Raw genomic sequence first — 13,475 nt, 5'->3', positions numbered from 1 at the left:
TTTCTTGTAAACCTGCCAAAAGGGACAGGTTTATTTTGGTAGGTTTTACCTCCCAAATAGCAGGAAAGCGGGCGGCCGAGCAGACGGCAAGGTAGCCACGATTCAAATGCGAAGGGCGGTCCCGAAAGGCCGCCCTCCGCTCCCCCACCATGAGTCGGGATTTGGCTAATGGATAAGCTTAAAGTCCAAGTGCCCACGCGTGGTATTGACGCGCGAGACCTCGATAATCACGCGCTGCCCCAGCTCGTAACGGGTGCCCGTGTCGGCACCTGTGAGCGTGAGCGCGTCCTCGTCGAACTCGAACCACTCGTTGCCCAGACTCTTGATCGAAACCAAGCCTTCGACCTGCGTTAGGTCCAAGCGCACAAAAAGGCCCATGCTGCTAACCCACGAGACGGTTCCGGCATAGCGCTCGCCCAGACGGTCCTCATAGTACTGGGCAATCTTGATCTTTTGCGTCGCATGGCTGGCGGCATCTGCCGCGCGCTCGGCATCGCTGCATGCGCGGCAGATCTGCGGCAGAATGCGCGGCAGCGACTCGCGCCCCTTGCCGATCAGCCGCGGCGTACGGACCAAGGCGTCCTTGCCGCCGAGCCGCTCATAGGCCAACTGCAGTTTGAGCACGCGGTGCACCACCAGATCGGGGTAGCGACGGATGGGACTCGTAAAGTGACAGTAGCACGGCGCGGCGAGCGCAAAGTGGCCCTCGTTGCGCGGCTTGTACAGCGCGCGCTGCATGCTGCGCAGAAGCAGCGTGTTAACGAGCGGTGCGTTGGCCGTACCGGCGGCAGCATCGACTGCAGCCTGCAGCTCATCGGGGCTCCCCAGGGCAATACCGGCAGCACGGCGATCGTCGATGATGCCTAGCTGCGCCAGCGCAACGGCGGCACCGTGCAGGCTATCGGGGCTCGGATCCTCATGCACGCGATAGCAGGCCTCGATATCACGGTCTGCCAGCCACTCTGCAACGCACTCGTTGGCGAGCAGCATAGCTTCCTCGATAAGCGACGTGGCACACGAACGCTCACGCGCCACAATCTGCACGGGCACTCCGTCCTCATCCAACAGAGCACGAATCTCGGCCGTGTCAAAATCGACCGAGCCGCGGGCGCGACGGATACGACGGCGGAGTTCGGCGAGTTCGTTAGCGGCGACAAGGAAATCGCCGAGGTCGACGTTGTAGCCGCGGGCGGCCTCCTCGCACGCAAGACCGCGCTCAAGCGCTTCCTCGCGCGAGGTCTCGGCAGCCGCAACATCCTCGGCTGCACCCTCCAGCACCGAATACTCAACCGCGCCGGCACGCACCAGCAGAGCCTCGGCGCCGTCATAGTCCATACGCACACGCGAGCGAATCACGCTGGGGTACGGATCGTAATGCCGCACGCGACCATGCGCATCGAGCTCGATATCGACGGTAAACGCAAGACGGTCCTCGTCAGGGCGAAGCGAGCACAGGTCACAGGACAGGCGTTCGGGCAGCATGGGAAGCACGCGATCGGCCAGATACACCGATGTCGTACGATGGCGAGCCTCAAGATCGATATGCCCGTCCCAAGCCACATAGTGTGAAACGTCGGCGATATGCACACCCAGCTTGTAGCCACCCTCGGGCGTGCGCTCCAGCGAAATGGCATCGTCAAAGTCGCGCGCGTCGACCGGGTCGATCGTGATGACAAAGCGGTCGCGCAGATCGCGGCGGAGCGGGTCCTTAAGCGCCGCGGACACATCGAGCGAAAGCCCCTCGGCCTCGTCTAGCGCGGTCTCGGGATAGCTATCGGTATAGCCGTAACGCGCCATCACATATTGAACGCCCAAATCGGGCGCGTCATCTCCGCCAATGCGGCGTTCGATCGTCACGGTGCCCGATTCCAGGCGCGTCGGGTAGGTCAAAATGCGCGCGACAACGGCATCACCCGGGTGGACACCCAGACGATCCGCCGAGGTATCCTCGGGCAAAATGAAGAAGTCGGCCTTCAAGCGCGAATCGAGCGGCTCGATCACACCGAGCGGACCGGCGGTCTGGTACGTACCCACCACGCTTATGGCTGCGCGCTCAACTACGCCCTCGATCACGGCGCGACGCTCGCCATGCGGGCTATTCTTAATGCTCACGGCAACGGTATCGCCGTCCATGATCTCACGCTTGCCGCGACCCATGACCTTGTAGTCGCCATTCTCGGTTATGACATAGGCACTGTGCTCATGGAGCTGCACGCGCCCGGTCAGGCTCGGACGGCGTTCGCTGCGCACCGGCCCGCGCTTATTGCGAGCTCCACGCTTATGCTTGTTATTGCGCCCCATGGCGCCTCCTAACTATCGATTGCGAACTCCAAAGAGTCTACCCAAATGATTCGCTTTCCTGCCGTCCCCTAGGGATCAAAAAACGGGCCGCCCCATAAGAGACGACCCGTTGGAAGGGATGAATTCCAGGCATGCCTACACGCGCAGGTAGCGACGCATGGCGATGGCAGAACCAAAGAGGCCGATAATCACGCCGACCAGAATCAGCGCAGCATAGGTCACCAGGTAGTACTGCATCGGCAGGGCAAACGACATCCAGCCGATGCTCTCCTGCAAACGCGGAATCATCAGATTGCGCAGCAGCTCCAGAACGCCGATGGAAAGCAGCGAGCCCAAAATGGCCTGCAGTACGCCCTCGGTGATAAACGGGCCACGAATGAAGCCGTTGCTGGCGCCGACCAGACGCATAATCGCAATCTCACGACGACGCGCCGTAATGGACAGGCGAATCGTGTTGTTGATGAAGATGAATGCGATAAAGGTCAGAAGGCCAACGAGCACCACGGCGGCGATGCGGATGTAGTTGGTCACCTGGAACAGGCGGCTCACTTCCTCCTGGCCGTACAGCACGCTCGCGTTGACGTCGCCGTCATCCGCGATCTTCTGGAAATCGGCATCCTTCTTGAGCTTCTTGGCCGTGCTCTCGACCTGAGACGGATCGTCCATCTCAATCGCAAACGAGGCGGGCAGCGGGTTCTGGCCGTCGAGCGCGCTCATGGTGGCGTCGGCGTTACCCGACATCTTGCTCGTGTACTCGGCCAGCGCGTCGTCCTTATCCTTATAGGTCACGGACTTGACGTTGCTCCACGTCTTGAGCTCGGCCTCAAAGGCCTGGATGTCTGCCTGATCGGCGTCATCGCTAATAAAGGCATTAATGACAACCTGATCCTCGACGGTACCGATCACGGAGTTCAGCATCGCGGAACCCATAATGAACAGGCCGATGATAAACAGCGAAAGGAAGATCGTGATGACGGCGCCGAGCGAGGTAGTCCAGTTACGGAAGAAGTGGCTGATTGCCTCTTTGAAGGAGTAGCCCACGTTAGTTGGTGCCATAGTTGCCGTAACCTCCCCTCTCCTGGTCGCGAATAACGTGGCCGCCCTCGAGGGCGATCACGCGACGGTGCATGCTATCGACCATCTCGCGGTCGTGCGTGGCGACGATCACGGTGGTGCCGGTGCGGTTAATACGCTCGAGCAGCTTCATGATGCCCAGCGAGATCGCCGGGTCGAGGTTGCCCGTCGGCTCGTCGCAGATCAGCAGCGGCGGACGGTTGACCATAGCGCGGGCGACGGCAACGCGCTGCTGCTCGCCACCGGAAAGCTGGTCGGGCAGCGAGTCCATCTGATCGGCCAGGCCGACCAGACGCAGCACCTCGGGCACCTGGCTGCGAATGACGCCCTTGGGCTTGCCGATGCACTGCAGGGCAAACGCCACGTTTTCGTAGGCGGTCTTTTGCGGCAGAAGCTTAAAGTCCTGGAACACGGCGCCAATCTGGCGGCGCAGGAACGGAACCTTGCGGTTCTTGATCTTCATGAGGTCCTGACCGGCAACCAGGATGCGGCCGCTCGTCGGCTTGACGTCACGGTTGAGCGTCGACAGCAGCGTGGTCTTACCCGAGCCGGAGTGACCGACCAGGAAGACGAACTCGCCCGGATAGATCTCGATGTTGATGTCGTCGAGTGCAGGCTTGTTGGGCTGTGCCGGATAGATCTTGGTGACATGCTCCATAAGGATGACGGGCTCGACACCGGCCTGCTTGGCCATCTTCTTGCGGCTGGCCTGCGGATCGATGGGCGCAAACACCGACGTAAAATCGGGGTTGTTGAGCGCGTTATCGAGGCTTGCGACCTCGGCTGCCTGATCGCTCTCGACCACCGGGGCAGCAGGCTGCGTGGGGTCGGGAATAGCGGCAAAGAGACCGGACTGCGCAGGCTGAGGAGCCGGCGTCGCAGGGGCCAAGGGGTCGGGAATGCCGGCCATGGTAGGCTGCGGCGTGGCGGCACCAGCCTGAGGCTGCTCAACGCGAGCGGTCACGGCCTGAACGGGCTCAAAACCCGCCGTGCCGGAAAGCGCGACATCGCTGGTTGGATTGTAGGCAAAGGGATCGGATGCCGGCTGTGCCTGATCTGCCGGCTGAGCGGGGGCCTGAGCAACAGGCTGGCCCTCTGAATCCGGAGTGGCGAAACGACTGCCCTGGACGCCTGCCTGCGTCTTGGGGGCATCATCGCCCGCACCGGAGGTACGGAAGTGGTTACCCACTGGTGCTCCTTATCGTCGTGCGTTTAAACTACATGAGCGCTTTGTATTTTAGCAGCATTAGCTTTACTGCACATAAGAAGCATGGCGTGCTTAGGGATCCCGTCGGCCGGGTACAGGGTTACTCTCCAAATCGTCCTCGGACATGTCGGAGCCCCCGCTGCGCGCTTCGCGCGGCGGGGGCTCCTCCGTCCTGCGGAAAGATTTGGAGAGTAACCCTGTACCCGGCCTGCGGTAACTAAGGGGTCGCTGCGTTTTATTTGGGTGCAGCAGTGCTATGCTTGGGGGCTGAATTGCACTTGGCTGGGATGGGCCCGTTTCCCGGAGGAAGCCCTTGCTTGGTGCGGGCCTGTTTTGTTTGTTGCCGAAAAAACAGGGGCGCCCTCTTTGGGGACGCCCCTGTTCTGGCTTGTATGTGGTTGTTGAGGCGATACTTTGCCTCGTCTTGTCCTAGGCCAAGAACTCCTTGGTGGTCGCCACGATGTTGGCGGCGTCCAGGCCATACTTGTGCAAGAGCTCGGCACCCGGGCCAGACTCACCGAAGGTGTCGTTGACGCCGATCTTCTTGAGCGACGTCGGGCACTGCTCGCACAGGACGTCGGCAACGGCGCTGCCCAGGCCACCGATCACAGAGTGCTCCTCGACGGTCACGACGTGACCGGTCTTGGTGGCGCTCTTGACGATCAGGTCGGCATCGATGGGCTTGATGGTGTGCATGTTGATGACCTCGGCGTCGATGCCCTCGGCAGCGAGCTGCTCGGCGGCCTCGAGAGCCTCGCCGACCATCAGGCCGCAGGCAATGATGGTCACATCGGCGCCCTCGCGCATGACAATGCCCTTACCCAACTCGAACTTGTAGGTCTCGGGGTCGTTGATAACCGGCGAGGCCAAACGAGCGAAGCGCATGTACACCGGACCGTCGCACTCGTAGGCGGCGCGCGTCACGGCGCGGGCCTCGACGTCGTCGGCAGGAACGATCACAGTCATGCCAGGGATGACGCGCATCAGGGCGATATCCTCGCAGCACTGGTGTGTGGCGCCGTCCTCGCCCACCGAGATACCGGCGTGCGTGGCGCCAATCTTAACGTTGAGATGCGGGTAGCCGATGGAGTTACGGACCTGCTCAAAGGCGCGGCCGGCGGCAAACATGGCAAAGGTGCTCGCGAAGGCAACGCGGCCGGTGGTCGCGATACCGGCGGCGACGCCCATCAGGTTGCTCTCGGCAATGCCCACATCGAAGAAACGATCGGGGCAGGCGGCCTTGAACTTGCCGGTCTGCGTGGCGGCGGCCAGGTCGGCGTCGAGAACCACAAAGTCATCGTGCTCGTTGGCGAGCTCGACGAGGGCCTCGCCGTAGCTTACGCGCGTGGCGATTTTTTTGACGTCTGCCATCCTAGAGCTCCTCTCCGGCGGCCGTGAGCTCTGCCATGGCCTGCTCAAACTGTTCATCGTTGGGGGCCTTGCCGTGCCAACCAACCTGGTTCTCCATAAAGGAAACGCCCTTGCCCTTCATGGTCTCGGCGATGATGGCGGTCGGCTGACCCTTGGTGGCGCGGGCCTCGGCAAAGGCGGCGCGGATCTGATCGAAATCGTTGCCGTCGGCAAGCTCCACCACGTGGAACTTAAAGGCGCGGAACTTGTCGGCGAGCGGCATGGGGTCGTTGACCTCCTCGACGGGGCCGTCGATCTGCAGGCCGTTGTGGTCGACGATCACGCAGAGGTTATCGAGCTGCTGGTTGCCGGCAAACATGGCTGCCTCCCAGACCTGGCCCTCCTCGCTCTCGCCATCACCCAGCAGGGCGTACGTGCGGTAAGTATCGCCCCAGTGCTTGGCGGCAACCGCCATGCCCACGGCGGCGGAGATGCCCTGGCCGAGCGAGCCGGTGGACATATCGACGCCCGGGGTGTCGTTCATGTTGGGATGACCTTGCAGGTGGCTGCCGATATGGCGCAGCGTCTCGAGATCCTCCTTGGGGAAGAACCCACGCTCGGCGAGCACGGCGTACAGGCCCGGAGCGCAATGGCCCTTGGAGAGCACAAAACGGTCGCGATCGGCCTTGCGGGGATCGGCCGGGTCGACGTTCATTTCCTCAAAGTACAGATAGGTCATGATGTCGGCAGCGCCGAGCGAACCGCCCGGATGGCCGGACTTGGCAGCGTGCACGCCGGTGACGATGCCCTTCCTTACCTCGTTGGCAACCTTTTTGAGCTCTTCGTCGCTCATTGTGCCTTCCTTTCATCCTCATTAGACAAAATGCGCACGGCACGGAAAGGTAATCCCAACACAGCCGCAATGCACGTACGTCATTCATTATGCTGGAAACTGATGGCTTTACCAGAGTTTTTATCATTATTTGAACAATTTAGCAGGCAGAACCGCTGATGAAACGGTTTATCAATGTGAACGTCTTTTGGATGGAACGCGATCGACCCTACGCGCTAATGTCCTTGAATCCCTCGCCGAAGGCTTCCGTAACGTCAGCGACCGTCACAATGGCGCGAGGATCGCGCTCGCGCACAATCGTCTTGAGGGTATTGAGCTCTCGACGGCTCACGATGACCATAATCACCGGCTTCTCGGCACCCGAATACATGCCAGTCGCCTTAAACTTGGTACAACCACGACCCAGGCCATACATGATATCGGCAGCGATATCAGGGAACTTGTCCGAGATGATGAGTACCATACGGCGTTTGTTGCCACCATCGACCACGGCATCGATCACGTAGCCGCTAATGACCATCGAAAGGCCTGCATATAGTGCGTTTTCGATTGAAAAGACCGGAGCCGACAGCGCACACACGGCAACGTCGATTGCCATGACGATCGAGCCCACCGGCAGCGAGGTATTACGCGAGATGATTTGGCCAATCGTGTCCGAGCCGCCGGTGTTGGCGCCGGCGCGCAACACCATGCCGTAACCGATGCCCGTAATAATGCCGCCCCACATGGCGGGAAGCATCAGGTCCGCATCCGCCAGAGGTGCTACAAACGGGGCGAACAGATCGGTAAAGAAGCCCAGCAGCACAAAGCCCGTCGCGGTCTGCACCACGTAGAACATGCCACCTTCGCGCATAACGACCAGCAACAGCAAGGCGTTCATCACGATCGTCTGAATACCAACGGGAAGCGATAGGCCGCGCGATGCACCGACCGCCTGGATAATGGTGGCAAGGCCCGTAACGCCACCGGCGGCAAGGCCGTTGGGAATCAAAAACAGGTCGGTCGCAATAGCGGCCAGAGCGCACCCCAACATAATCTGGGGCAGGTCATGAAAGAAGTTCATCGAAAGAATGCGCTTGATGTCCAGACGGTATGCCATGCTGCCTCCCTCAAAAAAGCGCACCCCATCGGATGCGCTTTGAACTTCTTCTTGTATTCGATTCTACCGATTCGCCGGACAAAAACCACCCCTGCGCAGGGTTTGCTCTGGATACAAAACCACACCGCTCGGAGGGTTTTAATCCATTTCCACATAAACCCGGGCGGTTTAAGCAGACGGGGTCTCCGCATCGGCGTTGCCGGTTGCCCAACGATGGTAGCCGATCACAAACGGATCCAGGTCACCATCGTCAAGAACTGCCTCGACGTTGCTGGTCTCAACGCCCGTGCGTAGGTCCTTAACCATCTGATACGGGTAGAGCACGTAGCTGCGAATCTGGTTGCCAAAACCAATCGTGGTCTTGGGTCCGCGAATCTCATCCAGGGCCTCGGCACGCTTCTCGAGCTCGATCTCGTACAGACGGGCCTTGAGAATCTGCATGCACGCGGCCTTGTTCTGAATCTGGCTGCGCTCGTTTTGGCAAGTGACAACGATGCCGCTGGGAAAATGCGTCACGCGTACGGCGGAGTCGGTGGTGTTGACGCCCTGGCCGCCCGGGCCACTCGCGTGATACACGTCCACGCGGATATCGTCGGGACTGATCTCGATGTCGATATCGTCAGGCAGCACGGGGATGACCTCGACGCCGGCAAACGTGGTCTGGCGGCGCTTCTTGTCGTCGGTAGGGCTAATGCGCACCAAGCGGTGGACGCCGGCCTCGGCGCGCAACATGCCAAATGCGTCCTTGCCCTCGACGGTAAATGTCGCGCGGTCGATGCCGATGACCTCGGCCGCGGGACAGTCGTTGATGGTGACCTTCCAGCCGCGACGCTGGCAGTACTTCATGTACATCTTAAAGAGCATGAAGGTCCAGTCCTGAGCCTCCAGACCACCCTGTCCGGGCTTGATGGTCACAATGGCATCGCCGTGATCGAACTCACCGGTAAACCAGCTCGAAAGCTCAAGCTCATCGATGGCACGGGCCAGGCGCTCAGCCGTGGCTGCAGCCTCCTCGCGAAGGGCGGCGGCGTCGGGGTCATCCCCCATCTCCTCGGCAAGCTCCAGCGCGGCGCGGGCATCGGAAAGCTCGCCGCGCGCGGTGTCCACGGCAGCGATATCTTCCTTGGTGCGCGCGATCTCCTCCATGGTGGCACGGGCGGCGTCGGCGTCATCCCAAAAGCCAGGGGCAACACTTTTGGCCTCGAGCTCGAACACGCGGGTACGCTTCTCGTCCAGGTGGAGATACGACTCGACCTCACCGAGCCGGTCCGCAAACGCGTCCAGCTCGGCGGGCGTTACCTCTAAAGCCTCAGCCATTAACGATTCCTGCCGTGGCAGTACTTAAACTTCTTGCCGCTACCGCAGGGGCACGGGTCGTTGCGGCCCACGTTGACGTACGGATCGTCGCTCTCGGACTTGCGATAGGTGGTCACCTTGCCACCGTTGTTGACGGCAGCCGGACCACCCTGGACAGCCATGCGGGCCTGCACCTGCGCCTGCTTGCGCAGCACCGAGCCGCCGTTGTCACCATCGACCTCGGCAGGACCGGAGAAGTGCGCACCCTCGAGCGCGGGCTCCTCCTTGTGCTCCACGGCACGCGGGGCAGCCTTGATCTCGATGCGCAGAACCGTGCGCAGGTAATCCTCATACATGGTATCGACGAGTATCTGGAACGCGCCGTAGGCCTCGGTCTTGTACTCAACCAGCGGGTCGCGCTGGCCAAAGCCGCGCAGGCCGATGCCGGTCTTGAGGTAGTCCATCTCCTGCAGGTAGTTCATCCAGCGGGTATCGATGACGCGCAGCATGACCTGGGTGTTGAGCTCGCGCATCAGGTCCTCGCCCAAGCGCTCGGCCTTCATGTTGTAGCACTTCTCTACGTAAGCCAGGACATCGGCAGCCAGGGCCTCATAATCCTCGTCGGGGAACTTCGGCGTATCGATGTGGCCGGTGAGCTCCACAACCCACTTGCGCAGGCCCTCCAGGTCGCGCTCGCCATCGTGACTGTCCTTGGTGCAGAACTCCTGCACGCAGCGGTACACGGTGTCGTGCATGACCTCGGTGATGTGGTCGGTCAGGTCCTTGCCGTCCAGAATCTTATTGCGCTCGGCGTAGATGACCTGGCGCTGCTTGTTCATGACGTCGTCGTACTCAAGGACGCTCTTACGCATGGAGAAGTTGATGCTCTCGACCTTGTGCTGGGCGCTCTCGACGGCCTTGGAGATGATCTTGTGCTGGATGGGCATGTCGTCGCCCATGTCGGCCGTGACCATCATCTTGGAGACGCGGTCCATCTTGTCGCCGCCGAACAGGCGCATGAGGTCGTCCTCGAGCGACAGGTAGAACTGGGTCTCGCCCGGATCGCCCTGACGACCGGAGCGGCCGCGCAGCTGGTTGTCGATACGACGGGACTCGTGGCGCTCGGTTCCGATAACGGTCAGGCCGCCGGCGGCAAGCACGCGCTCGCGCTCGGCCTTGCAGGTCTCCTTGGCCTCGGCGTTAAACTGCTCGAGCTGCTCGGGCGTCACGTCCTCCATGGTCAGGCCCTCGTACTCCAAGCGCTCGCGCACCAGCTCGTCGGGGTTGCCGCCCAGCAGGATGTCGGTACCACGACCGGCCATGTTAGTAGCGATGGTCACGGCGCCGTAGCGTCCGGCCTGGGCAACGATATGAGCCTCGCGCTCGTGATGCTTGGCGTTGAGGACCTCGTGCGCGATGCCGCGCTTGGTAAGGGCGGCGGACAGCTTCTCGGAGCTCTCGATGGAGACGGTGCCCACCAGGACCGGTTGGCCCTTGGCGTGACGACGCTCAACGTCGTCGGCAACGGCGTTGTATTTAGCCTGAATGGTGCGGTACACCAGGTCCTCGTGGTCCACGCGCTGCACGGGCTTGTTGGAGGGGATGACCTCGACGGGCAGCTTGTAGATCTCGCGGAACTCAGCATCCTCGGTAAGTGCCGTGCCGGTCATGCCGGAGAGCTTGTCATACAGACGGAAGTAGTTCTGCAGGGTGATGGTGGCCAGGGTCTGGTTCTCCTCGCGTACGAGCACGCCCTCTTTGGCCTCAATGGCCTGGTGCAGGCCCTCGGAGTAACGGCGGCCTTCCATAATGCGGCCGGTGAACTCGTCGACGATCTTGACCTCGCCGTTGGTGACCACGTACTGCTTATCACGGTGGAACATGTACTGGGCCTTCAGCGCCTGCTGCAGGTGGTTGACCAGCTGGCCGGAGAGATCGGCATAGATGTCATCGATACCCAGGCGGCGCTCGATCTTCTTAAGACCGCGCTCGGTGGCGGCGATGGTGTGCTTGGCCTCGTCCATGACGTAGTCGCCCGTGGGTTCAACGTCCTCGGTGGCGGTGAGCATGTCGTGCGACACGTCCTCACCGCGCTCCAGGCCGCGCACGGCGCGCGCGAAGTCCTTGTAGGTGCTGGCGGACTTAGTGCCGGCGCCCGAGATAATGAGCGGCGTCCTGGCCTCATCGATCAGGATGGAGTCGACCTCGTCGACGATGGCGTAGTTGTGACCGCGCTGCACGCGCTGCTCGGGACGGGTGACCATGTTGTCGCGCAGGTAGTCGAAACCGAACTCGGAGTTGGTGCCGTAAGTGACGTCTGCCTGGTAGGCCGGGCGCTTGAGCTCGAGCGGCATGTTGTTCTGGAGCAGACCGACGGTCATGCCCAGGTACTTGTAGATGCGGCCCATCCACTCGGAGTCGCGCTTTGCCAGGTAATCGTTGACGGTAACGACATGCACGCCCTTGCCGGCGATAGCGTTGAGGTAGCCGGCCAAGGTGGAGACGAGCGTCTTGCCCTCGCCGGTCTTCATCTCGGCGATGTGGCCCTCGTGCAGTGCCATGGCGCCAATGAGCTGCACGTCAAAGTGGCGCATACCCATGGTGCGCTTGGAAGCCTCACGCACGGTGGCAAAGGCCTCGGGGAGCATGTCGTCGAGCGACTCGCCGTTGGCGTAACGCTCGCGGAACTTGTCGGTCTGGCCGCGGAGCTCCTCCTCGGTCATCTTCTCAAACTGGGGCTCAAGACCGTTGATCTGGTCAACGATCTTGTAGTAGCGCTTGAGGTCCTTATCGGATCCAAAGGACAGCAGCTTTGACATGAATCCCATATGGTTTTCCTTTTTGGCCATCGCCCGCGCCGTGCGGTTTAGGGCGAGTTAAACACAGTTGAGTTTACTTTAGCCAAACGGCGCACAGCCTATACGGACGACAGCCCAAACCACGTAATAACTACGACCGACCTGCCAAAAAGGGACAGGTATGTTTTGGCAGGTTGTTGGCTTGTATCAACAAGAAAAGGGCCACGCACCCAAAAGGATGCGCGGCCCTCATGCCATGAATGCGAGTGTGTCCTCGGCGAGCTATTTACTCAGCAGCCTCGGTGGTCTCGGCCTCGGCAGCGGCCTCCTCGACGGGAGCCTCTGCGGGAGCCTCGGCGGCCTGCTTGGCAGCCTCCTCGGCAAACTTAGCAGCACGCTTAGCCTTCTCGGCAGCCTTAGCCTCAGCGGCGGCCTTGCGAGCAGCCTCGGCCTCAGCAGCCTTGGCGGCCTTGGCAGCCTTGGCCTCCTCGGCCTTCTTGAGCTGGGCGGCAGCGGCGCCACCGAACTTGTCGGCGAAGCGCTGGACGCGTCCACCGGTGTCGACGAACTTCTGCTGGCCGGTGTAGAACGGGTGGCACTCGTTGCAAAGCTCAACCTTCATCTCGGACACGGTAGCGTGCGTCTTGAAGGTGTTGCCGCAGGAGCACGTCACCGTGCACTCGACATACTGGGGATGGATACCCTGCTTCATGGTAGGACTCCTTATTGGTCAGGCGCTGGTTACCGATCAGCGCATAAGGCGTCTTGGTTTCCGACCAAGACAACAAACTCGGCTATGGTACCACGGCGCCGCGTGTCCCACAAAAGGTTCACGGTCTTTTCGAAACGACACGAATCTGACCCATCGAAACACATCTCCACCGTTCCTTCAACTGGGAAAATGCCGTCCCCGGGGCCTGAGAAGGGCCCCGGGGACGTTCGACTGACTGCGGGAACGGCCTTTCCGCTCAATGTGTTCGGCTGAGATCGGAAATCAACCAAACTGAACTAGGTTCAGTTGACATGGTTAAAAACGAGGGGCGACGCTTTTGCGTCACCCCTCGTCCCGGCCGGTTGCTTTAGTTGTACACACGGTAGTTACACTTGAACTGGGTTATGTGTCCATAGTTGGAGCGGTACCAACCCGACGTATAGCTGATTGCCCCTGCGCCTAGATAGTCGTAGCCCTTGTTGTAGCGAAGCTAACGGTAGGTCGTGTCGTACTCTGCTACGTAAAACGTGTCTCCAGAGAAGGCTTTGTACCGGTCCTTAACCGTCGAAGCCATGTACGCGGGTTCGACATCGCCTTTCTCCCCGTTGAGCGCATAGACGGGTGCCGAGATTCCGCACAAAGCCGTTGCCACGAGGATGGCGTAGACAGCCATGCGCGACGCATTGGACTTCAGCTGTTCAAATAGTTTCATGTCATTCACCTCCCTCGTATGTATCGAGGTATTCCTGCTTGAGCGTCTGCGAGGACGACTTGATCTTTTCCAC

Annotated in this window: 10 protein-coding genes; all 10 read right to left on the bottom strand. The window is 60.9% G+C overall.

Translation table 11 applies throughout. The features are described from left to right. Positions 1-165: 165 nt before the first annotated feature. Positions 166-2,301, bottom strand: a complete 2,136-nt coding sequence (locus FGQ67_RS04845) for a ribonuclease R family protein (protein ID WP_138340405.1) — start codon at positions 2,299-2,301, stop codon at positions 166-168. Between the two features lie 135 nt (positions 2,302-2,436). Next, a complete protein-coding gene (gene ftsX, locus FGQ67_RS04840) occupies positions 2,437-3,357 on the bottom strand; it encodes a permease-like cell division protein FtsX (RefSeq protein ID WP_138340404.1) in 921 nt (306 codons plus the stop codon). Further along, a complete protein-coding gene (gene ftsE / locus FGQ67_RS04835) occupies positions 3,344-4,564 on the bottom strand; it encodes a cell division ATP-binding protein FtsE (RefSeq protein WP_022094244.1) in 1,221 nt (406 codons plus the stop codon). Before ftsE ends, ftsX begins: the two co-directional genes overlap by 14 nt. A gap of 447 nt (positions 4,565-5,011) precedes the next feature. Next, complete coding sequence (locus FGQ67_RS04830) at positions 5,012-5,953, bottom strand: transketolase family protein (RefSeq protein ID WP_138340403.1); 942 nt, start codon at positions 5,951-5,953, stop codon at positions 5,012-5,014. 1 nt (position 5,954) lies between these two features. Beyond that, positions 5,955-6,785 carry a transketolase gene (locus FGQ67_RS04825; RefSeq protein WP_006235308.1) on the bottom strand — a complete coding sequence of 277 codons (831 nt, stop codon included), beginning with the start codon at positions 6,783-6,785 and terminating at the stop codon, positions 5,955-5,957. Between the two features lie 208 nt (positions 6,786-6,993). Beyond that, positions 6,994-7,884 carry a YitT family protein gene (locus FGQ67_RS04820; RefSeq protein ID WP_138340402.1) on the bottom strand — a complete coding sequence of 297 codons (891 nt, stop codon included), beginning with the start codon at positions 7,882-7,884 and terminating at the stop codon, positions 6,994-6,996. Between the two features lie 168 nt (positions 7,885-8,052). Further along, complete coding sequence (gene prfB / locus FGQ67_RS04815) at positions 8,053-9,201, bottom strand: peptide chain release factor 2 (protein WP_055285661.1); 1,149 nt, start codon at positions 9,199-9,201, stop codon at positions 8,053-8,055. Then, positions 9,201-12,008 (bottom strand): preprotein translocase subunit SecA, encoded by a 2,808-nt coding sequence (gene secA, locus FGQ67_RS04810; protein WP_138340401.1) that lies wholly within the window; start codon positions 12,006-12,008, stop codon positions 9,201-9,203. The genes prfB and secA overlap by 1 nt, the downstream gene beginning before the upstream one ends. A 256-nt stretch (positions 12,009-12,264) precedes the next feature. Next, positions 12,265-12,690 (bottom strand): 50S ribosomal protein L31, encoded by a 426-nt coding sequence (gene rpmE, locus FGQ67_RS04805; protein ID WP_006235303.1) that lies wholly within the window; start codon positions 12,688-12,690, stop codon positions 12,265-12,267. A gap of 490 nt (positions 12,691-13,180) precedes the next feature. Next, positions 13,181-13,402 carry a hypothetical protein gene (locus FGQ67_RS04800; RefSeq protein ID WP_138340400.1) on the bottom strand — a complete coding sequence of 74 codons (222 nt, stop codon included), beginning with the start codon at positions 13,400-13,402 and terminating at the stop codon, positions 13,181-13,183. Positions 13,403-13,475 lie beyond the last annotated feature (73 nt).

Origin of the sequence: Collinsella aerofaciens (assembly GCF_005845035.1) — a bacterium.
Taxonomy (GTDB): Bacteria; Actinomycetota; Coriobacteriia; order Coriobacteriales; family Coriobacteriaceae; genus Collinsella; species Collinsella aerofaciens_I.
The sequence above is the reverse complement of the archived record's forward strand: the minus strand, read 5'-3'. Positions and strand labels throughout refer to the sequence as shown.

Coding starts and splice junctions, on each gene's coding strand:
- FGQ67_RS04845 (WP_138340405.1), bottom strand. CDS start 2,301: ATGGGGCGCAATAACAAGCATAAGCGTGGAGCTCGCAATAAGCGCGGG.
- FGQ67_RS04820 (WP_138340402.1), bottom strand. CDS start 7,884: ATGGCATACCGTCTGGACATCAAGCGCATTCTTTCGATGAACTTCTTT.
- FGQ67_RS04830 (WP_138340403.1), bottom strand. CDS start 5,953: ATGGCAGACGTCAAAAAAATCGCCACGCGCGTAAGCTACGGCGAGGCC.
- secA (WP_138340401.1), bottom strand. CDS start 12,008: ATGGGATTCATGTCAAAGCTGCTGTCCTTTGGATCCGATAAGGACCTC.
- FGQ67_RS04800 (WP_138340400.1), bottom strand. CDS start 13,402: ATGAAACTATTTGAACAGCTGAAGTCCAATGCGTCGCGCATGGCTGTC.
- FGQ67_RS04825 (WP_006235308.1), bottom strand. CDS start 6,785: ATGAGCGACGAAGAGCTCAAAAAGGTTGCCAACGAGGTAAGGAAGGGC.
- rpmE (WP_006235303.1), bottom strand. CDS start 12,690: ATGAAGCAGGGTATCCATCCCCAGTATGTCGAGTGCACGGTGACGTGC.
- prfB (WP_055285661.1), bottom strand. CDS start 9,201: ATGGCTGAGGCTTTAGAGGTAACGCCCGCCGAGCTGGACGCGTTTGCG.
- ftsX (WP_138340404.1), bottom strand. CDS start 3,357: ATGGCACCAACTAACGTGGGCTACTCCTTCAAAGAGGCAATCAGCCAC.